We start from the raw sequence: 23265 nt of genomic DNA on the forward strand, positions 1-23265 counted from the left end.
GCTTACTCATGAAACCGGTAATCGCGTTCGATCTGCGCGCCGAGCGCCTGATTGTCGGCGATGAACCCGCTGAGGAACTCATGCAGGCCCTCATCGAGGACTTCGTCGATCGAGCGGTTCCGGAAGCGATGGAAGCAGGAGTCGGCCATCGTGTGCGAATGCGGACGATGGCCATGGTCGGTTTCCAGATAGCCCAGATTGTCGTTGATCTTGGCATAGCAGAAGGCGAGGCTTCGCGGCAGCCGCCGGTCGAGAATGAGGAAGTGGGCGATGTCGCGCGGATTGGGATCGCCGCGCGTCACCCACCGGTAGGACTGGTAGGCCGAAACCGAGCGCAGGATCGTCTCCCACTGCACATTGTCGATGGTCGATCCGACCAGCGACAGGGACGGCAGCAGCACGTAATATTTGACGTCGAGGATGCGGGCGGTGTTGTCGGCCCGCTCGAGAAAGGTGCCCAGCCGCGCGAAGTCGAAAATCTCGTTGCGCAGCATCGTGCCGTGCAGCGCGCCGCGCACCAGCGCGCTCTGCTGGCGGATGGCGGCGAGCACGGACGGCAGGTCGCGGTCGCGCACCGGCCGCGACAACGTCTCGTTGAGCGTCATCCAGCATTCGTTGACCGCTTCCCAGACCTCGCGGGTGAGCGCCGTGCGCACCATCCGGCCATTGTCGCGCGCCTCGGCGATGACGGAAAGGACGCTTGAGGAGTTGGTGCGGTCGCGGAGCAGGAAATCGATGACGGCGGAGGCCTCGAACTGGCCGTGCCGCTCGATGTAGGCATCGCGCACGCCCGCCGTTGCGACCACCGATTCCCATTCCTTTTCGGCCGTCGCCGACCGGGTCAGCGCAATGCGGAAACCGGCATCGACCAGCCGCGCGGTGTTTTCGGACCGCTCCAGATAGCGGAACATCCAGAATATGCCGCCTGCCGTCTTTCCGAGCATCAGCGCTGCCCTCCGGCGAGCTTGCCCGGTTCAGGGCCGGTTGCGCCTGACGGAGTGTGATCGCGCGCCCGCAGCCCCGAAGGGCGAGGCTGCGTCGCACATTTGTACCGCAAACCCCGCTCGCTCGCCCTACTCATCGAGCACCCATGTGTCCTTGGTGCCGCCGCCCTGGGACGAATTGACCACCAGCGAGCCCTTCTTGAGCGCAACGCGCGTCAGTCCGCCGGGCGTGATCTTGATGCCGTTGGGCGACACCAGGACGAACGGCCGCAGATCGACATGGCGCGGCGCCAGTCCCGACTTGGTCAGGATCGGCACGGTCGACAGCGACAGTGTGGGCTGCGCGATATAGCTGCCGGGCCGCGCTTTCAGCTTCTTCCGGAAGGCGGCGATTTCCTTTTTCGAGGCCGCCGGCCCGACCAGCATGCCGTAGCCCCCCGAGCCGTGCACTTCCTTGACGACGAGCTTGTCCAGATTGTCGAGCACATGGGCCAGCGCATCCTTTTCCGAACAGCGCCAGGTCGGCACGTTCTTCAGGATCGCCTTCTCGCCGGTATAGAATTCGACGATCTCGGGCATGTAGGAATAGATCGCCTTGTCGTCGGCTATGCCCGTGCCCGGCGCATTGGCGATCGTGATGTTGCCGGCCCGGTAGACATCCAGAATGCCCGGAACGCCGAGCATGGAGGACGGGTTGAAGTTCAGAGGATCGAGGAAATCGTCGTCCACGCGCCGGTAGATCACGTCCAACGGCTGGTAGCCGCGCGTCGTACGCATCGCCACGCGCCCGTCCACGACGCGCAGATCGTGCCCTTCGACAAGCTCGGCGCCCATCTGGTCGGCGAGAAAGGCATGCTCGTAATAGGCCGAATTGTGGATGCCCGGCGTCAGCACCGCGATCGTCGGCGTGCCGTTGGCGCGGTTGGCGGGCGCGCAGGCGGCGAGCGAACGCCGCAGGTTGCGCGGATAGGTGCTGACCGGCTGCACCGCCACCGACGAGAACAGTTCGGGGAACATGTGCAGCATCGTCTCGCGGTTTTCCAGCATGTAGGAAACGCCCGACGGCGTGCGCGCATTGTCCTCCAGCACGTAGAAATCGTTCTCGCCCGTGCGCACCAGATCCGTGCCGACGATATGGGTGTAGACGCCGCCGGGCGGCTTGACGCCGATCATCTGCGGCAGGAAGGCGTCATTGCCGGCGATCAGTTCCACCGGGATGCGGCCGGCGCGCAGGATCTCCTGACGGTGATAAATGTCGTGCAGAAAGGCGTTGATGGCGGTGACGCGCTGTTCGATGCCGCGGGACAGCCGCGCCCATTCGCGGCCCGAAATGATGCGCGGCACCACGTCGAACGGGATCAGCCTTTCGGTCGCGTCCGCCTCGCCATAGACATTGAAGGTGATCCCCATGCGCCGGAAGAAGGTCTCGGCCTCGGCCGCCTTGTGCTTGAGGCGGGCGGGGTCTTCCGCCTCGAACCAGCTCCGGTAGGCGAAATAGGGTGAACGGACGCCATCGCCCCGGCCGGTCATCTCGTCGAAATGTTTCGCTGCGCCCTCCGACATTGAGCCAGCTTAGGCCATTGGAATTTCTGCGCAAGCCGGAACGTTGCCCAATTTTTCGGCAGCGCGCGGTTGCGCGCCAACCATGAACGCGTTAGCCCTTGGGCACCGTCCGTGACCCGTTGCCGTGTCCGGACGGCCGGCGCGCGGCAGACGCGCGCCAACGGGGCCACGCGCAAAAACCGACCGAATTTGTCCCAAATGCGCCCCGCCATTGCGCAGCAGGAATGATCTTGCCTGCGGCAGACGGTCACAATCAAAGCAACATGTCCGCGTGCCGGGAGCGCGCCGGGCGCACAACAATGGGAGGGCATCGTGTACAAGAAAATCGCCGTGCCGGTGGACCTGGCACACAGTGACAAACTTCAAAAGGCCATCGGGGTCGCCGCCGATCTGGCAAGGCTTCATGACGCACAGGTGACCTATATCGGCGTAACGGCAGCCACGCCGGGACCGGGCGGCCACAACCCCGACGAATACCGGGCCCACCTCGACGCCTTCGCCGCCGAGCAGGCCAAGGCGCAGGGGATCGGTGTCGCAACCCATGCCGTTGTCAGCCACGACCCGGCGGCGGATCTCGACCGGAGCCTGCTAAAGGCCGTCGAGGACATCGGCGCCGATCTGGTCGTCATGGCCACGCACGCGCCCGGCATCGCCGACCATTTCTGGCACCTCTGGCCGTCCCATGGCGGCGCCATGGCCAAACAGGCCAAGGCTTCGGTGTTCCTGGTGCGCTGACGCGCCGGGCCGAAGCGACAACGACACAACAAACGGGAGCACAGCGCCATGAGCGACGAGACAATCTCCACCGGATTGCCGCAGCCCGAAGGGCCGGCCAATCTGATCGAGACCGACTATGAGGTCGGTCAGGACAATATCGAGACCTCGATCGGCCCGTTCGGGCTCGACATCCACAATCCGGTCTTCATGATTTCGGGCCTGTCTGTGGTCGCCTTCGTCGTGCTGACGCTGGCCTTCCAGAACCAGGTCGATCCGCTGTTCAACGGCCTGCGCGGCTGGCTGACCTCGACGCTGGACTGGTTCTTCCTGGCCGCAGCCAATGTCTTCGTGCTGCTGTGTCTGGTGTTGATCGTCACCCCGCTCGGCAAGGTGCGCCTTGGCGGCCGCGACGCGACGCCCGACTACACCTATATGGGCTGGTTCGCCATGCTGTTCGCCGCCGGCATGGGCATCGGCCTGATGTATTTCGGCGTCTCCGAACCGATCTCGCACTTCACCTCGTCGCTCGGCGGAACCGCGATGGACAATGGCGTTCGCACCGACTGGGCGCCGCTGGGCGGCGCGGCCGGCGACGAACAGGCGGCCGCCAATCTGGGCATGGCCGCCACCATCTTCCATTGGGGCCTGCACCCCTGGGCGATCTATGCGATCGTCGCCCTGTCGCTGGCGCTGTTCTCCTACAACAAGGGCCTGCCGCTGACGATCCGCTCGGTCTTCTACCCGATCTTCGGCGACCGGGTATGGGGCTGGACCGGCCACATCATCGACACGCTGGCCGTCTTTGCCACCCTGTTCGGCCTTGCCACCTCGCTCGGCTTCGGCGCCTCGCAGGCAAGCGCCGGTCTCGAATACCTTTACGGCGTTCCCAACACCGACACGTTTCAGGTGATCCTGATCCTGGCGATCACCGCCATCGCCCTGATGTCGGTCGTCGCCGGGCTAGATGCGGGCGTCAAGCGCCTGTCGGAGATCAACATGGTGCTGGCCATGCTGCTGCTGGCGTTCGTCATCATCGTCGGCCCGACGCTGGCGATCATCACCGGCTTCTTCACCAATCTGGGCGTCTATCTGGCCGACCTGCCGGCCCTGTCGATGCCGTTCGGCCGCGAGGACGCCAATTTCAGCCAGGGCTGGACGGCGTTCTACTGGGCCTGGTGGATTTCCTGGTCGCCTTTCGTCGGCATGTTCATCGCCCGCGTCTCGCGCGGCCGCACGGTGCGCGAATTCATCATCTGCGTGCTGCTGATCCCGTCCGCCGTCTGCGTGCTCTGGATGACCGCGTTCGGCGGCACCGCCATCCACCAGATCGTCAATGACGGGTTCACCGGCGTTGCCGATGCGGGGCAGGACTTCAAGCTGTTCGTCATGCTGTCGCAATATCCGCTGGCCGCGATCACCTCGTTCGTCGCGATCGTCCTGGTGATCGTCTTCTTCGTCACCTCGTCGGACTCCGGCTCGCTGGTGATCGACACGATCACCGCCGGCGGCAAGGTCGATGCGCCGCTGCCGCAGCGCGTGTTCTGGTGCACCTTCGAGGGGCTGGTGGCGATCGCGCTGCTGCTCGGCGGGGGCTTGGGCGCGCTTCAGGCGATGGCGGTCTCGACCGGCTTTCCGTTCACCATCGTCCTGCTTCTGGCCTGCTTTGCCATCGTCAAAGGCCTGATGGACGAGCCCAGGGACTGACGGAGAACGCAGCGACGAAGAAAGGCCGGCCCGAACATCTCGCGGCCGGCCTTCCCTTGTTTAAGCCGCAAATCGCCCTAACCCACTTTCCGCACGATCACGCTGCCCGCCGAATAGCCGGCGCCGAACGAGCAGATGACGCCCAGATCGCCGGGCTTGAGATCGTCATTGAACTGCGAAAAGGCGATGATCGAGCCCGCCGACGAAGTGTTGGCGTATTCCTGCAAGATGTTGGGCTGTTCGCCCGGCTCCGGCGTCCGGCCCAGAACCTTCGCGCCGATCAGATCGTTCATCGCCTTGTTCGCCTGGTGCAGCCAGAGCCGCGCGATCCGGTCGGGCGCGATATTGTTGTCGGCCAGATGCTGCGTGATCAGTTCGGCCACCATCGGCACCACCTGCTTGAACACCTTGCGGCCCTCCTGCCGGAACAGCATGTCGCGCCGGTCTTCCATGTGGCCGGGCCGGGTGCGCCGCAGAAAGCCATTGTCGTTGCGGATGTTGTTCGAAAACACCGTCTTGCAGCGGGTCGAGACGATCTCGAACCGGCCCGCCGCGTCCGAGGCGTCGGCGCGTTCGAGGACGGCGGCAGTGCACACATCGCCGAAGATGAAGTGGCAGTCGCGGTCGCGCCATTCCAGATGCGCCGAGCAGATCTCCGGATTGACGACGAGGATCGCCCGCGCCGAGCCGTTGGCGATCATGTCGTGCGCGGCCTGCATGCCGAAGGTCGCCGACGAGCAGGCGACATTCATGTCGAACGCAAAGCCCTCGATGCCGAGCGCCTCCTGAATTTCGATGGCGATCGCGGGATAGGCGCGCTCATGGTTCGACGCCGCGCAGATCACCGCGTCGATGTCGGCGGGCGTGCGGCCGGCCTGCGCCAGCGCCTTTTTCGCCGCGTCGAGCGCCATTTCGGCCATCACGCCGAGCTCGTCCTCGGAGCGTTCGGGCAGGACGGGGTGCATGATCTCCGGATCGAGAATGCCGGACTTGTTCAGCACATGCCGGTTTTCGATGCCCGACGCCTTGACGATGAATTCCGACGATGAATGCGGCACCGGCTCCGTTTCGCCGGCCGCGATGGCGTCGGCATTGGCTTCGTTCTGCCGGTCGGCCCAGGCGTTGAAGGTTTCCACCAGTTCGTCGTTTGTGACGACCAGTTCCGGCGTGAAGACGCCGGTTCCCGTGATGGCGACGGTGCTCATGATGATCGGCCCTTCTGTCTGTTATCGCCGATTGTGCCTGTTTGATGTGCACCTACCGTAAACGGGGCGTTCCCTACAACGGCCACACCCACAAAATCGCCGGCACCGCCACCGCGATGACGATCACCTCCAGCGCCAGCCCCATGCGCCAATAGTCGCCGAACTGGTAGCCGCCCGGCCCCATGATGATGGTGTTGTTCTTGTGGCCGATCGGCGTCAGGAAGGCGCAGGAGGCCGCCACCGCAACGCCCATCAGGAACGGGTCGGGATTGGCGCCCAGCGAGCCCGCCACCGACACGCCGATCGGCGCGGCGATCAGCGCGGTCGCCACATTGTTCAGAAAGTCGCTCATCGTCATGGTGACGACCATCAGGACGAGGAGGATCGCCCAGGCCGGCCAGCCATTGGTGCCGCCGACAATGGCGTTGGCGATCAGCTCCGTGCCGCCCGAGGCTTCCAGCGCCGCCGACAATGGAATGAGCGAAGCGAGCAGCACGATCACCTTCCACTCGATCATCGCGTAGAAATCCTCGCCGCCCAGAAGCCCCATCGCGATATAGGCGACAACGCAGGCGCTGAGCCCGATGGCCAGCGTGGTGATGCCCGTCACCGCCAGCGCGATGGCGATGCCGAACGCGCCGATCGCCGCGGCCGCCTTGCGCCGCTGGATCAGCGCGGTCTTGCGGTCGGCCAGCGGATAGACGCCGAGCCACTGGGCGGTCTGGTCCATCCGGTCGTCCGGGCCGAGCAGCAGCAGCACGTCGCCGGGCCGGATCGCCAGCTTGCGCACCCGGTCCCGGAAGCGCTTGCCGCCGCGCGAAACGCCCAGCAGCGTCACGCCGTGGCGGTAGAGCAGCCGCACGTCCAGCGCCGACCGGTTCACGATGCGCGCCGTGTCCGGCACGATCGCCTCGATCAGCGTCAGATTGGCGCCGCGCAGGCCGCCATGCTTCTCCGAGCCGGCGAAATCGAGCTCCGCCGTGCCCATGAACGCCTCGATCGATTTGGGATCGCCCTCCAGCACCAGGAAATCGCCCTTGCGGATTTCCTCGGTGCGCGCAAAGCCGGGCAGCCTTTTGCCCCGCCGCACCAGGCCGATGATCTGCACGTCCTTGTCGGCGGCGTCCGGGTAAAGGTCGCGCACCATCCGGCCGATCGCCTTGGACCCCTCGCGCGCCCGCGCCTCGGCGACATAGAGCCCGGCATCCTCGTCGAGCGGCTGGCTGCCGTCGCGCGCCGGGATCAGTCGCCAGCCGGCCAGCGCGACGAACGCGATGCCCACCACCGAGACGATCAGCCCGACCGGCGTGAAATCGAACATGGAAAACGGCGCGCCGAGCGCGTCCTGCCGGTATTGCGCGATGACGATGTTGGGCGGCGTGCCGATCAGCGTGATCATGCCGCCAAGGATGGTCGCGAACGACAGCGGCATCAGGGTGAGCGACACGGCGCGCCTGGCCTTCTTCGCCACATCCATGTCGAGCGTCATCAGAAGCGCCAGCGCGGCGACATTGTTGATCACCGCCGACAGCGCCGCGCCGGCCACCGCCATCACCGAGATATGGACCGGCAGCGGCCGGTCGGGCGCGACGACGAAGCGCGCGATCAGTTCGACCGCGCCGGAATTGACGAGGCCGCGCGAGACGATGAGCACCAAAGCGATGATGACGACGGCGGGATGGCCGAACCCGGCAAAGGCGGCGTCGGGGTCCACATGGCCGGCGAAGACGGCGATCAAGAGCGCCGTGAACGCCACCAGATCATAGCGCACCCGCCCCCAGACCAGCATGGCGAACAAAAGGCCGAACAGGCCGAAGAGGAAAATCTGGTCGTTGGTCATCCCCGCGCTCATGCGAGGTTGGTGGCACAGGAAGGGATGGAGGGGAAGGGGTGGCCTAGCTGATCAAGGTCGGCATTGGGCGGCAACCGGACTTTCGCCGCATCTCAAAAGAGTTAACAACGAGGGCCTGACATACATGGAGCCCAAACGCCGGGACGTGCACGGTGAGCCCATGCCGACCGAAACCCGGCCTCGGCTCCGCAAGCCCGTCTGGAGCGATGGCTCGTACCATCGACTGTGCGGGCCTCTGCGCCCATCGAGCGAGTCAGACGAGCCCCCACCCCGGCCTGACTCATATCTTTCGTACACATATCACGAGCATGACAATAGTCTATATCACCATCAATTCAAATTACAAAAAAATAGTCTGTAAAAACAATATGTTAGTGGAACAAAATCTGACTGCCATATACGCAAAAAAAATACAGAACTTTATGTTCTATCCTCAAGTATGGCGAATGTGGCCGGATTTAAGGGGCTTAGACAAAAAGTTATGCGTATGAAGGAGTTTTGATAAAATCAAATATCTTGCAGTCAAGAGGTCAGTGATATACATATGAACGCTCAACCTAACTCTGAGGTGATTCGTCATGGAAGATCAGAAGGAGGCCGACAGCGAGTTCGCCGCGATGCAGTCGGTTTACACGGCATTGGAGGGCCTCAACGAAGAGGCCCGCGCTCGGGTGTTGGACTACGTTTCTAGCCGTTTGGGAGTGGTCGGTGCTCAAAAGGCGCGTCCGACCTTTACGCAGGATGGCCACGACAAAAGGGAGGAGGAGGTCGAGGCACCCGAGCCGGGCTCCTCGTCATCTTTTGGCAGCTTTGCGGAGCTTTACGACGCTACTCAGCCCAAGAGCCAACCGGAGAAGGCGCTCGTCGGGGGGTACTGGCTGCAGGTGTGCGATGCTGCTGACAGCTTCGACAGCTTCTCAGTCAATAAGGAGTTGAAGAACCTTGGCGAGGGGATGGCGAATATTACGTCTGCCCTCGATGCGCTTAAAACACAGAAACCGGCCCTCTGCCTCCAGCTCAAAAAGGCTGGGAAATCGCGCCAAGCCCGCAAGACTTACAAGTTGACCGTTGCGGGCATCAAGGCGGTTGAGGCCATGATCGGTGGATGAGGTCCGTCTCAAGGCTGCGCTTGCAGACATGATCTCACCTCAGCTTGCGGAAGAGCTTGTCAGCGATTTCGTAAAGCTGAGGCAGGATTGCGCCACCGGTACGCTCGAGCGTGCCTCGCCGGGCAAGTTCGTTGAGGTATTTGTTCAGGTGCTCCAGTTCCTTGGGCACGGGCAATACGAAGATAAGCCCAATGTTGATGACTACCTAAGCAAGAAAGCTGACCACGAAGGAAGTGTGCCGGAGGGGCTGCGTATCTGTGGCGCTCGTTTAGCGCGGGCGATATACGCGCTGCGCAACAAGCGGAGCATTGCTCATAAGAATGCGATTGACCCCAACCGCTTTGATCTCGCTCTAGCCCATCAGGGGGCATCCTGGATAATGGCCGAACTCCTGCGAAACGCCAGCGCGATTTCAATGCACGAGGCTGGGGCGCTCATTGAATTGATTCAAGCCCCAGTGGGCACGCTAGTCGAGGAAATCGATGGCAGACGGATTGTGCATGCCGACACGTCCGTCAAGGGCGAAATCCTTATCCTCTTACACAGCCACTTTCCTGAGCGGGCATCGCAGAGCGCCATTCTTTCTGCAATGAGCGCTAGGAGCTCGGGTTCAGTCCGCAACCGGCTAGGTGAGATGCGTATTGCCAAGCTGATCCACGGCGACAGTAAGGTGGGTTATCGGCTCACCCAGAGCGGCTATCAAGCAGCACTCGCAGAAATTCGCCTCCTTATCTCCTAGCGATGGGAGGCCTACCTGCTACGCCAAAAAATACCCCTGACCGAATTGGAGCGGCCGTCTTTGCTCGCGTTTGCAGACTAGGAACAATGTCCTTTTCTGCTGAGCAACATCGCCCGAACGAATTGCATCCAGCAACGAACCATTCCTTAATGCGAAGAAAAGACGAGTGATTCGTACCATCATGCTCAACACGGTTAAGACCCACGGCGACATGTCATGTGAGGTCAAAGTCGTCAGGTCGAAAGATCACTGCGTAGGGATATTGAGATACAAGGCTTTCGAAGCCGGTATGATCTCAGGCCCTGACGAGAAATCTGTCCTCGCGCATTTTCGCAGTATCTGTCGAATGATTGACTCAGAAGGGGCAATAGTCCGCGAAGGCATCTTGATGCTTGGCTACCACAACGGTGCTTTTGGCGGGAATGTACTGTTTGTCGATGGCGAGGTCATTGGCGAATGGCACTCCGACGATGAAGAGTGGTGCCATTTCACCGCAAGTGGTACGACTGACGTGACCTGCAGCGCGCCGTCGCCTTGGATGCTGCATGATGCAATCGCTTGTTGGGCGAGGTCCGGCAACCACACAAGTGAGGCGTGACCGGAGGCGAGCTTGCGAACGTTCGGCGTGCCTCGAAACCCCACAAAAAAACTTATCCCCCTTATCCCAACCGCCCCTACACTCCCCGCCATCCCTTTCGCGGAACCTCGGGTCTAGAACCGACCATCCGGGGAAAGGGACGGCGGCCTGCCGGGCGGCGCAGAGGTGCGGCGCTGGATGCTGAATCCTCACGGCAGGGCGGAATGAAGGTTTTGGCCTCGGGTCTGCGGGCGTTCCCCGCAACCGGCTTCGAACCCCGCTGAGCGACCAGCGAAGCGGACAGGTTTTCGAAGCCCGCCAAAATGGCGATCACCGCAAGCCCGCCGAACGGGCGGTTTGGCGACCGCACATAGAAAAACTTCGGATCGCGGCTGCCACACCGCCCGTTGTTCTGACTCTCTAAGCTGGCGCAAGGTCTTGCGCGGGCTAACGCCCGAGTCTGCCCGCAATCCTGCGCCTTGCGCCTGACCCGAGGCGCTTGTTCCGCCTCCGCATGGCCGCCCAAAAGTCGGCGAGACGGGGTCCCCGCCAGCGAGCGCGGCGGCGCGACGCTTAAGGGCGGGGATTGGCGCCCGCACCTTGGGATGAGGCAGGCGGGTCCGCGTCTTTGCAGGGAAGCGCGGTGGCGGACATGCGCCTCCACACCCCGGCCCGCTTTGTGGTGCGTTAGGGTTTTCTTTCGGATTTCGGTCTAATTTTGGGCGACCTTTGACCAACCCGCACGTGGTTCCAACGCGTGAACAAGCGTTCGCACACCGATCCCAGGGACAGGTCCGGCCTGTCGCGCCTTCGTTCCGGTTTCCAGATCGGCCATCTCGCCGCGGCCATGGCGCTGGCCGTCACGCTGACGGCGGGCATCTTCGCCGAACAGCAAAACCGGAAACTGCACCAGCAGAGCGTCCGGGCCGAGGTAAACGAACAGCTTGGCCTCGTCCGGGCACGGCTGGAAGGCAATATCAACGCCAACCTGCAGCTGGCCCGCGGACTCGTCGCGGTGATTTCGGCGCGGCCCGACATCGACCAGGCGCAGTTCGCGGCCATCGCGCGCCAGATGGTCGGCAGCCATTCCCAGATTCGCAACCTGGCCGCCGCCCCCGATCTGGTCGTCGAACTGATGTACCCGGTGGAGGGCAACGAGCGGGCGATCGGTCTCGACTACCGAGAACACCGCGAGCAGCGCGGCGACGTCTTGCGGGCGGTGCGGACGGGCGAGATCGTCCTCGCCGGTCCTGTGGACCTGGTGCAGGGTGGCCGCGCCTTCATCGGGCGTTTTCCGGTTTTCACCGGACCGGAGGGGGAAGGCCGGACCGTCTGGGGGCTGCTCTCGGCGGTCATCGACGTCGATGAACTGTTCGAGGACAGCGGCGTTCTTGCCGGCGACCTGCCCATCGATATCGCCATCGCCAGCGTCGATCCGTTAGGCCGCGGCAGTTCGGTCTTCATGGGTTCGGCCGCCACCTTCGCCGACGCGCCCGTGGTCGCGACGATTGCCTTGCCGTCGGTGACCTGGCAGGTCGCGGCCGTGCCCCTCGGCGGATGGCCCGCCGGCCCGTCCAACACCTGGCAGGTGCGGATGGCCGTGGTGCTCGCCGGCCTGCTTCTGGTCGTGCCGATGTTCCTGGCCGGGCGCCTTTACGACGAGCGCCGCTCGCATGTCGCGGAACTGCGGCGGCGAAAGGAGCAGCTGCAGCGCCTGTCGCATCGGCTCGAACTTGCGCTCGATACGTCGAAGATCGGCGTCTGGGAGCTCAATCTGGACAATGGTGCCCTGACCTGGGACGACCGGATGAAGGAGCTTTACGGCATCGCTGCGGACGAAGATGCGGCATCCTACGAGGTCTGGTCGACCGCCCTGCACCCCGATGACCGGGCCAAGGCAGAAGCGGAGTTCGACAGTGCGATCGCCAGCAACGGCGCCTACAGGTCGGAGTTCCGCGTGGTCCTCAAGGACGGCACCACACGCTGGATCCGGGCGATCGGCGCGGTCCACACAAACATCGACAGCCATCGCTACATCATGGGCGTCAACTGGGATTTCTCCAGCGATGTCGAGCTTCGGAAACACCTGCTGGCGGCCAAGGAAAGCGCCGAACAGAGAACCGTCCTGCTGGAAGACGCGCGCTCGAAGATGGAGCACAATGCGTTGCATGACAGCCTGACCGGGCTGCCGAACCGGCGCTACATGGACGAATGGCTTTCGGGCCGCGGCGCCGGCTGTGAACTGGCCCTCTTCCACATCGATCTGGACCGTTTCAAGCAGATCAACGACACGCTGGGCCACGCCGCCGGCGACGAGGTTCTCCGGCATGCGGCCTCGGTCCTGCAGGAAAACGCGAAGCCGGGAGACTTCGTGGCGCGCATCGGCGGCGACGAGTTCGTCGTTGCGGTGCTGGGACCGACCGACGAAAATCGCTTGGCGGACCTTGCCGGCCGGATCATCGAACAGATGCGGCGGCCGTTGCCGTTCGAGGAAACCCACTGCCGGTGCGGTGTCAGCATCGGCATCGCAATTGCCGACAAGGGCACCTGGGACGAGGAGGTCGCCAGGCGTCTGCTGGTCGATGCCGACATCGCGCTCTATCGGGCAAAGAGAAACGGCCGCGATCGCTTCGAATTCTTTTCCGATGAATTGCGCGCGGACATCGTTCGCACCAAGCGCTTGTCTGACGCCGTGCTGAGCGGGCTGGAAAACGGTGAATTCCTGCCGTTTTTCCAACCCCAGTTCGATGCCAAGACGCTGGATCTGGTGGGTGTCGAGGCCCTCGCCAGATGGGAGCACCCCACCGACGGCCTGCTGGCGCCGGCAGCTTTCCTGTCGATCGCCGAGGAGCTGAACGTTGCCAAGCTGATCGACCGCACCATCCTCGAGCAGGCGCTCTTCCAGCGCACCCGCTGGCTGGCGGCCGGCATCGAAATCCCGAAGCTATCCGTCAATGTCTCGGCGTCGCGGCTTCGCGATTCCGATCTTGCCGAGAGCCTGTCCGGTCTTCCGATCCAGCCCGGCAGCGTTTCTTTCGAGTTGCTGGAATCCATCTTCCTGGACGAGAGCGACGACAGCATCGTGCGCAATGCGGAGCATCTTCGTTCGCTGGGCGTGGATATCGAGATAGACGATTTCGGCACCGGCTACGCATCGATCAGCAGCCTGATCCACCTGCAGCCGGCGCGGCTCAAGATCGATCGCGGGCTCGTCATGCCGATGGTGGCGTCCGATCGCGAGCGCCAACTGGTGGCCGCCATCATCGAGATCGGGCACTCGCTCGGCATCGAAGCGGTCGCCGAGGGCGTTGAAACGCTGGAGCACGCCGCTCTGCTCAAGAGCCTTGGCTGCGATGCGCTGCAGGGGTTCGCGCTGGCACGGCCGATGCGCTCGGCCCAACTGATCGAATTCATACGCCAGGAAAGCTGGCGGCGGGCGGCCTAGCACTGACGGTTACGGCGGCCAGGCGCACCGGCGCCCGACTCGGCGCAGAGCTTCCGGCGTTCCATTCGCTGCGGCCGCGCCAGTCCCGCTGACAAGGCACGACGGCGCCGGTAGCGGCAGTTCGCGTGCCCTGTGAGGGGAGACGAGGAGGGCCCGCCGGCGTCTTGCCCTGGGTGACGATGACCGGGATCAAGAGGTCGCCCCAGTGAGGCGCGGCCGCCGAAGGCGGGAAATCGACAACGATTTGTCGATTTCAGCAACGAACGCCCGGAGCCCTAGCGGAGGGCCGTCGCCGCCACGGTGCCCGTTACTTGCCCTGGGTGACGATGACCGGGATCAAGAGGTCGCCCCAGTTCCCGTCGCCGCCATGGTGGCGGGCCGAGCGCACCAGCTCCACCGACACGCCCGCCTCCACCGCCTTCATCACGGACTGGTTGAGCCGGTGCAGATCGTTGGCCAGCATGCGGATCGCCGCCTGCTGGTCGGCGCCCATGGTGGACGACTGTTCCTCGGCGCGTTCCTTGACGTGGGTCTTGGGGCGTTCGTGGCTCGACATGTCATGCTCCGTGGCGTGGTGGCCTTTGGCCCTTATTGGCGGGGCGGCGCACAAAAGTCCACTGCCCCTTTTGGTTCAGGTCCGGACGCAGCCCGCACCCGTCCTGCCATCCGCCGGACCTGGTAAAAACCGGTCAAAGCGATTGACCGATCATCATGGTCCGGCGTGTGACAAGGCGAGGCCGGTGGCGCCCGATGCCGACAATGCCACGCAAAAACGCAAAGACAACAGGCATCTGCCGCACTGCCGTGTTTTTGGCGTGGGCCGGTAGCGGCTTTGACGGCCTGCTTTCGTCAACTTGTCAAAACTGTCACAATCGGGCATGGATCGGCCAACCGCAGGAGCCTTGCCATGGCCGACCAGAAGATCTTCGCCGGACCGCGCATCCGGCGCATCCGCACCCAGCGCGAACTGACCCAGACGGCTATGGCCGCAGACCTTGGCATCTCGCCGAGCTATCTGAACCTGATCGAACGCAACCAGCGCCCGCTGACGGTCCAGCTCCTGTTGAAGCTCGCCTCGGTCTACAAGGTCGATGTCAACGAATTGCAGGGCGGCGGCGAACAGGTGCTGCCGCAGCTCAAGGAGATGTTCGCCGACCCGCTGCTCGCCGGCGAACTGCCCGGCGACCAGGAACTGATCGAGATTTCGGAAGGCGCGCCCAACGTGTCCGCAGCGCTCGTCAAGCTCTACCGCGCCTATCGCGAAAGCCAGGAGCGGCTGAGCGATCTGTCCGACATGCTCGCCCGCGAGGGGCGCGAGACGCGCATCGCCTCGGCGCGCCTGCCTGCCGACGAGGTGCGCGACACGCTCGAAAAGCGGCCCAACCATTTCGCGCGGCTCGAGGAGGAGGCCGAAAGCTTCACGAAACTTCTTTCGCCGGGCGACGATCTGATGGGCGCGCTGACGGGCTGGCTGCGCGCCGACCACGGCATTTCGGTCAAGGTGCTGCCGGTCGAGGCGATGCCCGACTGGAAGCGCCGCTATGACCGCCATTCCAACCGGCTGTTCATCTCCGAGCGCCTGTCGCCGTTCGACCAGAAACGCGAAGTGGCGATGGAGGCGGCGCTGATCCGCATGCAGGTGGCGATCACCGCCGAGATCGAGGATCTCAAACTGTCATCGAACGAAGCGCGGCGCATCGCCCGTTTCGAGATGGCGCGCTATGCCGCCCATGCGCTGATGATGCCCTATGAGCGGTTCCTGCAGGTCGCGGTGCGCGAGAAATACGATCTCGACGTGCTTAAATCGCGCTTTGGCGTGTCGTTCGAGCAGGCGGCCAACCGGCTGACCATGCTGCAGCGGCGCGGCGCGGCGGGCGTGCCCTTCTTCATGGCCGAGATCGACCAGGCCGGAAACCGCTTCCGCCGCGCCGGCGCGCGCGGCTATCCGCAGGCGCGGTTCGGCGGCTCGTGTCCCAAACTGCCTGTGCACGAGGCGTTCAACACGCCCGGCCACATATTGGTGGAAGCCGTGCAGATGCCCGATGGCGTCGAGTTCCTGATCATCGCCCGCACGCTGGAGGGGCCGCAGGGCGCCTTTCACGAACGGCCGCGCCGCACGGCGATCCTTCTGGGCTGCGAGATCGCCCACCGCAACGACATCGTCTATGGCGCCGTGCTGCGCGGCGTGCCCGATGCGCCGGGCCGGGTGCAGACGCTGCCGGTCGGCCCGGCCTGCCGGGTCTGCGAGCGCGCCGGCTGTCTCGCCCGGGCCGAGCCGCCCATCACAAGGCCGCTCGGGCTCGACGACATGACGACCGGCTTCAGCGTGTTCGACTTCGTCTGACGCGCGCTATCGGGGCCGTTCGCCGCGAAACAGCGCGGCGTTCGCCTCGGCGAGCGCGGTGATGCGGCGGATCAGCGTGCGCACCTCGGGGCGATGCCGGTCGTCGGCATGGGTGACCATATATTGCACTTGCGCCAGGTCGCCGATCACCGGCCCGGCGCGCACAAGCTGCGGATCGCGATCGCCGGCAAAGCAGGGCATCACGCCCTGTCCGGCGCCGGCGCGGATCAGCGCGCGCAGCGTGTGCGGCGTGTTGGCCCATGCAACGATCTCGGCGCGTTCCTGGTCGAGCAGCCAGTGCGCCGATGCGGTCAGCGCCTCGTCGCGGCCGATCGCCACCCATCCGGGCGTCGCGTCGGCGGCGGGCGATGCCGCGCGGTAGGGCGCGAACGCCACATCGGCGATCTTGCGCACTGCCAGATTGCCGCCATCGGGCGACTGGCTGCGCAGCGCGATCTCGGCTTCTCGATGGGCGATGTCGAGCCGCGCCTCTGTCGTCTTGAAGCAGACGTGGAATGCATCGCCGGGCGTCCACAGCGCGGCGAATTCGGCGGCAAGCAGTTCGGCGGTCCATGTGCCGGCGGAAATCCGAACGCCGGGCTTTTGCCCGCTCGTGCGCGACCAGTCCGTGATCGGCTGCATGGTGGCGTCCATGGCGAGCGCCTTGTCCATCAGCGTGCGCCCGTCGGCTGTCAGCCGGTAGCCGGTCTGCGACCGTTCGAACAGGACGCGGCCGACGCATTGTTCGAGCGCCGTCACACGGCGGCCGATCGTTGCCGGACTCAGTCCTGTGGAGGCCGAGGCAGCCGACAGGCCGCCCGATTGCGCCACGCGCAGGAAGATGCGCACATCGTCCCAGTTCAGGTTTTTCATTTTTGCAAAATGCTTTGCGGTTTCATGGAATTTTCGGCCGAAGGAGATGGTATTAGGTTCGAGGCATGAAAAACAAGAGGTGTTCTCATGTCCGGCATCATGCCGCCGCCCATCTTTCAGAAACCGCGCCCGCCGGCCCGATCCCGCGACGCCGAACAGCGTTTCTACGAGGTCCATGGCAACGCATTCGGCTATCGCCTTCGTGCGCTGCTGGTACCCGTCGCCCGCCTTTGGGGCGGACGGCCCGGCAAAGCCGGTCCCGCTCTTCGGTCCGGCAATACCCCTGCCGGGGCGATTGACAAGTGCGCCGTGCCGGCCTTCAAGTTCGCGCGTCGAACACAAGGATCGAGCAAGCATGACCGTGCCGTTGAAGGATGCCGAGGTGGAGCCGGGGGCGACCGGCGACCCGGATATGGCCGAGTATGACGCCTTCATGGCCGCGCACCCGGACCTTCAGGCGGTCGAATTCCTGATCGTCGATCCGAACGGCGTGCTGCGCGGCAAATGGGCGCCGGCCGACGCGCTCAAAAAGGCTTTCGGCGACGGCGTCAACTTTCCCATGTCGATCCATGGACTCGATGTCTGGGGGCGCGAGGTCGTCGAGACCGGGCTTCACATCGAAAGCGGCGATCTGGACGGTTTCTTCCGCGCGGTGCCCGGCTCGCTGACCATCGTGCCCTGGGCCAAGCGCAAGACGGCGCAGGTGCTGCTGCGCGGCCATGCGCCGGACGGGACGCCGCTGCGCTTTGACTGCCGCAACGCGCTCGGCCGCATCACCAAGGCGCTCGCCAAGCGCGGGCTGCATCCGGTCGTTGCCTTCGAACTGGAATTCTATCTGCTGGAGGCCGATGGTGCTTCCGGCGAACGGACGCCCCAGCCCGTCGGCACAGCGGTCGGCCCCGACAGGCAGCGCATGTACGGGCTCGACGATCTGGCCGAATATGGCCCCTTGTTCGAGGACATACGCGCCGCCGCGCACACCCAGTCGGTGCCGATCGATACGATTGTCAAGGAGGCCGCGCCCGGCCAGTTCGAGGTCAATCTCAAACACCGCCGCGACCCGCTGCGCGCCGCCGACGATGTCATCATGCTGCGGCGGATCATCACCGGCTGCGCGCGACGGCACGCTCTGCAGGCGACCTTCATGGCCAAGCCCTTCATCGAATATGCGGGCAACGGCATGCATGTGCACGCGTCCATCGTCGACGAGGCCGGCAACAACATCTTTGCCGGCGGCGACGGCGAAGCGCGGCTGGGCGGCGTGGTCGCCGAACTGATCCGCACCATGCCGCAGGCACTCTTGCTGTTCATCAACTCCTGGAACGGCTTCCGCCGCATCCAGCCCGGCTCCTATGCGCCGACCCGCGCCGTATGGGCCCACAACAACCGTTCGGTGGCGCTGCGTATTCCAGCATCGGGTGAAGAGAACCGCCGCGTCGAGCACCGCATCGCCGGCGCCGACGCCAACCCCTACATTCTTCTGTGCGCCGTCTTGCAGGCGATGATGGACGGTCTCGAAAAGATGGAGACGCCGCCGCCGCCGATCGAGGGCAACGCCTACGACACGACCGTCGGCGAACAGCTTCCCGACGACATGGATGAAGCGCTGCAGCTGACCTCTGCGGGCGCCTTTTGCGAGCGCGCGCTGGGGCCGGAACTGGCGCGCATCTACCGCGATCTCAAGCGCGCGGAAATCCTTGCTTTCTGGTCGGAAATCACGCCGCTCGAGCGCTCGACCTATCTGTAGGCCGCCGGGCGGCGCGCTGCGCGAAACCGCTTGTGCGCCGCCGAAAACACAAATAGGCTTTCCCGCAATTGCGGGCGGCGGGGCCGCCCCAAGGCGCTCACAACAAAAACCGGGAGAGCTTCTGACATGCGTTTCAAAACCCTTCTGTTCACGACGACCGCAGCGGTTCTGGCCGCCGGAGCGGCCCATGCCGAGGGCGTGGTGAAGGTCTTCAACTGGTCCGATTACATCGATGAATCGATCCTTGAGGAGTTCACCGCCGAGACCGGCATCGAGGTGGTATACGACGTGTTCGATTCCAACGAGATCCTGGAGACGCGTCTGCTGGCTGGTTCCACCGGCTACGACATCGTCGTGCCGACCGGCACGTTTCTGGCCAACCAGATCAAGGCCGGCGTGTTCCAGCCGTTGAACAAGGATGCGCTGCCGAACCTGGCCAACATGGACCCGGCGATCGCCGAGCGGCTGGAGCTCTACGATCCGGGCAACGAATATGCGGTCAACTATATGTGGGGAACGACCGGCATCGGCATCAATGTCGACATGGTCAAGGAGCGCCTCGGAGAGGATGCGGATCTTGGCAGTTGGGATCTGGTGTTCAATCCGGAGACGGCCGCCAAGCTGGAGGATTGCGGCATCTTCCACCTGAACGCGCCGGCCGAGATGATCCCGGCCGCGCTCAACTATGCCGGCATGGACCCCGATGGCCGGGATGCGGACAGCCTCGCCAAGGCCGAGGAAGTCTATGCGCCGATCCGCCCGTTCGTGCGCAAGTTCCACTCGTCTGAGTACATCAACGCGCTCGCCAATGGCGACATCTGCCTGGCGGTCGGCTGGTCGGGCGACGTGCTGCAGGCCCGAGACCGGGCCGCAGAGGCCGACGCGGGCGTCACCGTCGACTACATCATTCCCAAGGAAGGCGCGCTGATGTGGTTCGACAACATGGCGATCCCGGCCGACGCGGAAAATGTCGAACAGGCGCACATCTTCCTCGACTACATGATGCGGCCGGAGGTGATGGCGAAGGCCTCAAACTATGTCTATTTCGCCAACGGCAACGCCGCCTCCAAGGAGTTCCTCAACGAGGACGTGATCGGCGATCCGGCGATCTATCCCGATGAGGAGACGATCGGACGGCTCTACACCGTCACCCCCTACACGCAGCGCGAACAGCGCAGCGTGACGCGGACCTGGACGCGGATCACCACCGGCCAGTAAACGCACCGCCCCGGACCGCACGGCCCGGGGCGTTTCTTGTTTTCGGGGACGTTCGGGGGTCTCATGAAGTCACTGGGCAATGTGCGGCGATCGTTCACGCCATGGGCCGACGGCTCGGCCAAGCCCTATATCGCTTTTGAGAACGTCACCAAACGGTTCGGCGATTTCACCGCGGTCGACAACCTGACCATGCACGTCTATGAGCGCGAGTTCTTCTCGCTGCTCGGCCCTTCAGGATGCGGCAAGACCACGCTGCTGCGCATGCTCGCCGGCTTCGAGGAGCCGACATCGGGCGATATCTTCCTCGACGGCCAGCCGCTCAAGGGCGTGCCGCCGCACAAGCGCGCGGTCAACATGATGTTCCAGTCCTACGCGCTGTTCCCGCACCTCAATGTCGCCGACAACATCGCTTTCGGCCTGAGGCAGGAAGGCATGGAGAAGGGCGCCGTCGCCGAGCGCGTCGACCAGATGCTCAAGCTGGTCAAGCTCGAACAGTTCGCCCGGCGCAAGCCCCATCAACTGTCAGGCGGCCAGCGCCAGCGCGTCGCGCTCGCCCGCTCGGTCGCCAAGCGGCCCAAGCTTCTGCTGCTCGACGAACCGCTCGGCGCGCTCGACAAGAAGCTGCGCGAGGAAACCCAGTTCGAGCTGATGGACTTGCAGGAACAGCTCGGCCTGACCTTCATGATCGTCACCCACGATCAGGAGGAGGCGATGACCATGTCCGACCGCATCGCCGTCATGGATGCGGGCACCGTCGTGCAGACCGGCACGCCCGGCGAGATCTACGAGGCGCCCAACACGCGCTATGTCGCCGACTTCATCGGCAATGTGAACATGTTCGAGGGCCGGATCACGGCCGTCGAGAACGGGCTGGCCGAGATGGAAGCCAGCGACGGGTTCGGCATCTGCGCCGTGGCTCAGCCGGGCGTGGATGCGGGCAAGCATGCCTGGTTCGCCATCCGCCCCGAAAAGGTCGATGTGACCCGGACCAAACCCGAGCAGGACCACAACGCCGTCGAAGGCGAGGTCTGGGACATCGCCTATCTGGGCGGACTGACCGTCTTCAACGTGCGGCTCGATTCCGGCACCGTCATCAAGGCGACCGTGCTCAATTCCGAACGCGCCGTCGAAGACCCGATCGGCTATGAGGAACGGGTCTGGCTCTCGTTCGACCCCGACTGCGGCATTCTGCTGGAGCGCTGACATGGCCATCGCGGGGCGCAATCCATGAACCTCTTCCGCCGCCTGACGATCCTGGTCCCCTATCTGTGGCTGCTGGCGCTGTTCCTGCTGCCCTTCCTGATCGTCTTTCGCATCTCACTGTCCGAGCCGGTTCTGGCAATGCCGCCCTATGCGCCGCAGTTCGACATTGGCGAGGGCTGGGCTGCTCTTCGCGAGTCACTGTCGCAGCTGTCGTTCGCCAACTATGTCTGGCTGACCGAGGACGCGCTCTACCGCAACGCCTATTTCTCGAGCCTGCGCATCGCGCTGGTCTCCACTTTCCTCACGCTGCTGATCGGCTTTCCGCTGGCCTATGGCATGGCGCGCGCGTCGGAGGGACTGCGGCCCATCCTCTTGATGCTGGTCATCCTGCCGTTCTGGACCTCCTTCCTGATCCGCGTCTATGCGTGGATCGGCATTTTGAAACCCGAGGGCCTGCTCAACCAGTTCCTGATGAGCTTTGGCCTGATCGGCGAGCCGCTGACGATCCTGAACACCGACACGGCGGTCTATATCGGGATCGTGTATTCCTACCTGCCCTTCATGGTGCTGCCGATCTACGCGACGCTGGAAAAGATGGACTATTCGCTGATCGAGGCGGCGCAGGACCTCGGCTGCACCGCGCTCGGCGCGTTCTGGAAGGTCACCGCACGCCTCGCCCTGCCGGGCGTTCTGGCGGGCTGCCTCCTGGTCTTCATCCCGGCGGTGGGCGAATTCGTCATCCCCGATCTTCTTGGCGGGTCGGACACGCTGATGATCGGCAAGACGCTGTGGACGGAGTTCTTCAACAATCGCGACTGGCCGGTCGCCTCGGCGGTGGCGATCATCCTTCTGATCCTGCTGGTGGTGCCGATCGTGCTGTTCCAGAACGCCCAGGCCCGTGCGCAGGAATCGGGTTCATGAGCGGCCGCTGGACATGGTTCAACGTCTCCTCGGTCGTTCTGGGGTTTGCGTTCCTCTATATCCCGATCATCCTTCTGGTGATCTATTCCTTCAACGAATCCCGTCTCGTCACCGTCTGGGCCGGCTTCTCGACCCGCTGGTATGTCGAGATGTTCAACAATCAGGGGCTGATGGACGCGGCCTGGGTGACGATCCGTGTCGCACTGGTTTCGGCGACCGTCGCCACCGTTCTGGGCACGCTGGCGGCGCTGGCGCTGGTGCGCTACACGCGGTTCACCGGCCGGACGCTGTTCACCGGCATGGTTTACGCGCCGCTCGTCATGCCCGAGGTGATCACCGGCCTGTCGCTGCTCCTGCTGTTCGTCTCGATCAACATGGATCGCGGCTTTTGGACGGTGACGCTGGCGCATATCACCTTCTCGCTGTGCTTCGTCGCCGTTGTCGTCCAGTCGCGGCTCGTCAGCTTCGACATGTCGCTGGAAGAGGCCGCGCAGGACCTTGGCTGCACGCCGTTCGAGGCGTTCTGGAAGGTGACGCTGCCGGTGATCTTCCCGGCCGTTCTGTCCGGATGGATGCTGGCCTTCACCCTGTCGCTGGACGATCTGGTGATCGCGTCGTTCACGTCGGGACCCGGCGCGACGACGCTGCCGATGAAAATCTACTCGCAGGTGCGCCTTGGCGTCACGCCTGAGATCAATGCCGTCTGCACCATCCTGATCGGGCTGGTTGCGATCGGCGTCATCACCGCGACGCTTGTGACCAAGCAGCGTGCCGTCGCCGACGCGCGGGCGCGGCAGGCCGACCCGGCCTGAGGGCAGGTCAGCCGCGCGGCGGCCGCAGCAGATAGCTCACGCACCACAGCGGCACGATGACGATCGAGCCCAGCACCATGTTCGGCAGCGCCCAGGCCCAGGCCTGTTGCAGCATTTCGCTGAGCCGCTCGGGGGTCAGGCCAGCCTGCGCCAGAAGCTCGGCTGCCGTGATGTCGAACGCCGAAAGTCCCGCGCCCAACAGCATGGACGCGACGCTGATCTTCAATGTGATGGCGAGAAACTGGAACACGCCAAACCCCGGACTGCCCGATCGATGCGGTGATTGTCCGCC

Annotated in this window: 19 protein-coding genes; 12 read left to right on the top strand and 7 right to left on the bottom strand. The window is 64.2% G+C overall.

Features of this window, described 5'->3' with window-relative positions:
- Positions 1-2: 2 nt before the first annotated feature.
- Positions 3-944 carry an alpha-E domain-containing protein gene (locus ACOQOU_RS11520; RefSeq protein ID WP_109767774.1) on the bottom strand — a complete coding sequence of 314 codons (942 nt, stop codon included), beginning with the start codon at positions 942-944 and terminating at the stop codon, positions 3-5.
- Between the two features lie 129 nt (positions 945-1073).
- The gene (locus ACOQOU_RS11525; protein WP_109767775.1) at positions 1074-2507 is read right to left on the bottom strand and encodes a circularly permuted type 2 ATP-grasp protein; all 1434 of its coding nucleotides are present in this window, start codon (positions 2505-2507) and stop codon (positions 1074-1076) included.
- Between the two features lie 312 nt (positions 2508-2819).
- Between ACOQOU_RS11525 and ACOQOU_RS11530 the strand changes: the two genes are divergently transcribed.
- Complete coding sequence (locus ACOQOU_RS11530; protein ID WP_109767776.1) at positions 2820-3242, top strand: universal stress protein; 423 nt, start codon at positions 2820-2822, stop codon at positions 3240-3242.
- 48 nt (positions 3243-3290) lie between these two features.
- On the top strand, positions 3291-4928 hold the full coding sequence (locus ACOQOU_RS11535; protein ID WP_109767777.1) for a BCCT family transporter: 1638 nt from the start codon (positions 3291-3293) through the stop codon (positions 4926-4928).
- A gap of 77 nt (positions 4929-5005) precedes the next feature.
- On the opposite strand, the gene ACOQOU_RS11540 is transcribed toward ACOQOU_RS11535, so the two are convergent.
- Together ACOQOU_RS11540 and ACOQOU_RS11545 are read right to left on the bottom strand one after the other, a co-directional pair.
- Positions 5006-6133 carry a beta-ketoacyl-ACP synthase III gene (locus tag ACOQOU_RS11540; RefSeq protein ID WP_306026097.1) on the bottom strand — a complete coding sequence of 376 codons (1128 nt, stop codon included), beginning with the start codon at positions 6131-6133 and terminating at the stop codon, positions 5006-5008.
- A 73-nt stretch (positions 6134-6206) separates the two neighbouring features.
- Entirely contained in the window at positions 6207-7973 is a 1767-nt protein-coding gene (locus ACOQOU_RS11545) for an SLC13 family permease (protein ID WP_306026098.1), read from the bottom strand.
- Positions 7974-8563: 590 nt separating this feature from the next.
- Between ACOQOU_RS11545 and ACOQOU_RS11550 the strand changes: the two genes are divergently transcribed.
- The 4 genes from ACOQOU_RS11550 (at position 8564) to ACOQOU_RS11565 (ending at position 13855) form a co-directional block, all read left to right on the top strand.
- Positions 8564-9094 carry a hypothetical protein gene (locus tag ACOQOU_RS11550; protein ID WP_306026099.1) on the top strand — a complete coding sequence of 177 codons (531 nt, stop codon included), beginning with the start codon at positions 8564-8566 and terminating at the stop codon, positions 9092-9094.
- Complete coding sequence (locus ACOQOU_RS11555) at positions 9087-9833, top strand: hypothetical protein (RefSeq protein WP_306026100.1); 747 nt, start codon at positions 9087-9089, stop codon at positions 9831-9833. The genes ACOQOU_RS11550 and ACOQOU_RS11555 overlap by 8 nt, the downstream gene beginning before the upstream one ends.
- Positions 9834-9999: 166 nt before the next feature.
- The gene (locus ACOQOU_RS11560) at positions 10000-10431 is read left to right on the top strand and encodes a hypothetical protein (RefSeq protein ID WP_306026101.1); all 432 of its coding nucleotides are present in this window, start codon (positions 10000-10002) and stop codon (positions 10429-10431) included.
- An 826-nt stretch (positions 10432-11257) separates the two neighbouring features.
- Positions 11258-13855 carry an EAL domain-containing protein gene (locus ACOQOU_RS11565; protein WP_306026163.1) on the top strand — a complete coding sequence of 866 codons (2598 nt, stop codon included), beginning with the start codon at positions 11258-11260 and terminating at the stop codon, positions 13853-13855.
- A 307-nt stretch (positions 13856-14162) separates the two neighbouring features.
- On the opposite strand, the gene ACOQOU_RS11570 is transcribed toward ACOQOU_RS11565, so the two are convergent.
- On the bottom strand, positions 14163-14411 hold the full coding sequence (locus ACOQOU_RS11570) for a hypothetical protein (RefSeq protein ID WP_039722642.1): 249 nt from the start codon (positions 14409-14411) through the stop codon (positions 14163-14165).
- A 351-nt stretch (positions 14412-14762) separates the two neighbouring features.
- On the opposite strand from ACOQOU_RS11570, the gene ACOQOU_RS11575 reads away from it, so the two are divergent.
- Positions 14763-16199, top strand: a complete 1437-nt coding sequence (locus ACOQOU_RS11575) for a helix-turn-helix domain-containing protein (protein WP_109767786.1) — start codon at positions 14763-14765, stop codon at positions 16197-16199.
- 6 nt (positions 16200-16205) lie between these two features.
- On the opposite strand, the gene ACOQOU_RS11580 is transcribed toward ACOQOU_RS11575, so the two are convergent.
- Positions 16206-17072, bottom strand: coding sequence for a LysR family transcriptional regulator (locus ACOQOU_RS11580; RefSeq protein WP_306026102.1), 867 nt, complete (start codon positions 17070-17072; stop codon positions 16206-16208).
- Positions 17073-17427: 355 nt separating this feature from the next.
- Here ACOQOU_RS11580 and ACOQOU_RS11585 point away from each other — a divergent pair, with 355 nt between their 5' ends.
- The 5 genes from ACOQOU_RS11585 to ACOQOU_RS11605 all read left to right on the top strand — a co-directional run bounded on the left by ACOQOU_RS11585 (position 17428) and on the right by ACOQOU_RS11605 (position 22973).
- Positions 17428-18819, top strand: a complete 1392-nt coding sequence (locus tag ACOQOU_RS11585) for a glutamine synthetase family protein (protein ID WP_109767787.1) — start codon at positions 17428-17430, stop codon at positions 18817-18819.
- Positions 18820-18945: 126 nt separating this feature from the next.
- Entirely contained in the window at positions 18946-20037 is a 1092-nt protein-coding gene (locus tag ACOQOU_RS11590) for a polyamine ABC transporter substrate-binding protein (RefSeq protein ID WP_109767788.1), read from the top strand.
- A gap of 63 nt (positions 20038-20100) precedes the next feature.
- The gene (locus tag ACOQOU_RS11595) at positions 20101-21240 is read left to right on the top strand and encodes an ABC transporter ATP-binding protein (RefSeq protein ID WP_306026103.1); all 1140 of its coding nucleotides are present in this window, start codon (positions 20101-20103) and stop codon (positions 21238-21240) included.
- Between the two features lie 24 nt (positions 21241-21264).
- Positions 21265-22161, top strand: a complete 897-nt coding sequence (locus tag ACOQOU_RS11600; protein ID WP_109767789.1) for an ABC transporter permease subunit — start codon at positions 21265-21267, stop codon at positions 22159-22161.
- Positions 22158-22973 (top strand): ABC transporter permease, encoded by an 816-nt coding sequence (locus tag ACOQOU_RS11605; RefSeq protein WP_306026104.1) that lies wholly within the window; start codon positions 22158-22160, stop codon positions 22971-22973. The genes ACOQOU_RS11600 and ACOQOU_RS11605 overlap by 4 nt, the downstream gene beginning before the upstream one ends.
- 7 nt (positions 22974-22980) lie before the next feature.
- On the opposite strand, the gene ACOQOU_RS11610 is transcribed toward ACOQOU_RS11605, so the two are convergent.
- Positions 22981-23223 (bottom strand): DUF6460 domain-containing protein, encoded by a 243-nt coding sequence (locus ACOQOU_RS11610; RefSeq protein WP_196780266.1) that lies wholly within the window; start codon positions 23221-23223, stop codon positions 22981-22983.
- Between the last annotated feature and the right edge of the window lie 42 nt (positions 23224-23265).

This window comes from Oceaniradius stylonematis, from assembly GCF_965223445.1.
GTDB classification, from domain to species: Bacteria; Pseudomonadota; Alphaproteobacteria; order Rhizobiales; family Rhizobiaceae; genus Roseitalea; species Roseitalea stylonematis.

Coding starts and splice junctions, on each gene's coding strand:
- ACOQOU_RS11520 (WP_109767774.1), bottom strand. CDS start 944: ATGCTCGGAAAGACGGCAGGCGGCATATTCTGGATGTTCCGCTATCTG.
- ACOQOU_RS11525 (WP_109767775.1), bottom strand. CDS start 2,507: ATGTCGGAGGGCGCAGCGAAACATTTCGACGAGATGACCGGCCGGGGC.
- ACOQOU_RS11535 (WP_109767777.1), top strand. CDS start 3,291: ATGAGCGACGAGACAATCTCCACCGGATTGCCGCAGCCCGAAGGGCCG.
- ACOQOU_RS11540 (WP_306026097.1), bottom strand. CDS start 6,133: ATGAGCACCGTCGCCATCACGGGAACCGGCGTCTTCACGCCGGAACTG.
- ACOQOU_RS11545 (WP_306026098.1), bottom strand. CDS start 7,973: ATGACCAACGACCAGATTTTCCTCTTCGGCCTGTTCGGCCTTTTGTTC.
- ACOQOU_RS11550 (WP_306026099.1), top strand. CDS start 8,564: ATGGAAGATCAGAAGGAGGCCGACAGCGAGTTCGCCGCGATGCAGTCG.
- ACOQOU_RS11565 (WP_306026163.1), top strand. CDS start 11,258: ATGGCGCTGGCCGTCACGCTGACGGCGGGCATCTTCGCCGAACAGCAA.
- ACOQOU_RS11570 (WP_039722642.1), bottom strand. CDS start 14,411: ATGTCGAGCCACGAACGCCCCAAGACCCACGTCAAGGAACGCGCCGAG.
- ACOQOU_RS11575 (WP_109767786.1), top strand. CDS start 14,763: ATGGCCGACCAGAAGATCTTCGCCGGACCGCGCATCCGGCGCATCCGC.
- ACOQOU_RS11580 (WP_306026102.1), bottom strand. CDS start 17,072: ATGAAAAACCTGAACTGGGACGATGTGCGCATCTTCCTGCGCGTGGCG.
- ACOQOU_RS11585 (WP_109767787.1), top strand. CDS start 17,428: ATGACCGTGCCGTTGAAGGATGCCGAGGTGGAGCCGGGGGCGACCGGC.
- ACOQOU_RS11590 (WP_109767788.1), top strand. CDS start 18,946: ATGCGTTTCAAAACCCTTCTGTTCACGACGACCGCAGCGGTTCTGGCC.
- ACOQOU_RS11595 (WP_306026103.1), top strand. CDS start 20,101: ATGAAGTCACTGGGCAATGTGCGGCGATCGTTCACGCCATGGGCCGAC.
- ACOQOU_RS11600 (WP_109767789.1), top strand. CDS start 21,265: ATGAACCTCTTCCGCCGCCTGACGATCCTGGTCCCCTATCTGTGGCTG.
- ACOQOU_RS11605 (WP_306026104.1), top strand. CDS start 22,158: ATGAGCGGCCGCTGGACATGGTTCAACGTCTCCTCGGTCGTTCTGGGG.